Annotated in this window: 1 protein-coding gene; it reads left to right on the top strand. The window is 69.8% G+C overall.

Features of this window, described 5'->3' with window-relative positions; translation table 11 throughout:
- Nucleotides 1-811, top strand: an 811-nt coding sequence (locus AC1D15_RS34795; protein WP_477829664.1) for an oleate hydratase, incomplete at its 5' end; no start/stop codon positions are given.
- Nucleotides 812-886 lie beyond the last annotated feature (75 nt).

Here is an 886-nt window from a genome sequence, read left to right as displayed (position 1 = left end):
GTTCAGGATCGACCTCGGCCGCGAGGACAAGGTGTTCCTGACGCTCGGGTCGATGACGGCCGATTCGCGCCGCGGCGGCCATGACCGTGCGGCCGAGCTGGTGCGCGAGCCGCTCGACGGCGCCTGGACGCTGTGGAAGCGCCTCGCGCGCAAGGCGCCGGGCTTCGGCCGGCCGCAGGCCTTCTGCGGCGACGTCGACCTGAGCAAGTGGCTGTCGTTCACGCTGACGCTGCGCAACCCGGCGCTGATCCAGCGCATCCGCGAGTTCTCGGGCAACGAGCCCGGCACCGGCGGGCTGATGACGTTCAAGGACTCGAACTGGCTGATGTCGATCGTCGTGCCGCATGCGCCGCACTTCGCGAACCAGCCCGACGGCGTCTGGACGGTGTGGGGCTACGGGCTGTTCGTCGACAAGCCGGGCAACTTCGTCGACAAGCCGATGGCCGACTGCAGCGGCCGCGAGATCCTGACCGAGCTGGTCCGCCACCTCGGCTTCACCGACATCCTCGACCAGCTGCTCGCCACCAGCACCGCGATCCCGGTGATGATGCCGTACATCACCAGCGAGTTCGCCTGCCGCGAGGCCGGCGACCGGCCGGCAGTGGTGCCGAAGGGCGCGCTGAACTACGCGCTGCTCGGGCAGTACGTCGAGATCCCCGAAGACGTGGTCTTCACGGTCGAGTACTCGGTGCGCAGCGCGATGCATGCGGTGTACGGACTGCTCGGCATCGAGCGGCCGATCCCGCCGGTCTACCACGCGATCGCCGATCCGGCGGTGGCGCTGGCGGCGATGAGGACGCTGGTGGGCTGAGGCCCCCGTACGGACCCGGYAAGCCGCCGGGCTCACAGCAGATGCGCCGCCAGGACGCGACCGTCACCATCTGCC

The sequence above is a fragment of the Rhizobacter sp. P2_H2 genome (genome assembly GCF_056403375.1).
Note: the sequence above shows the minus strand (reverse complement) of the source record. Positions and strands in the feature narration are given on the sequence as shown.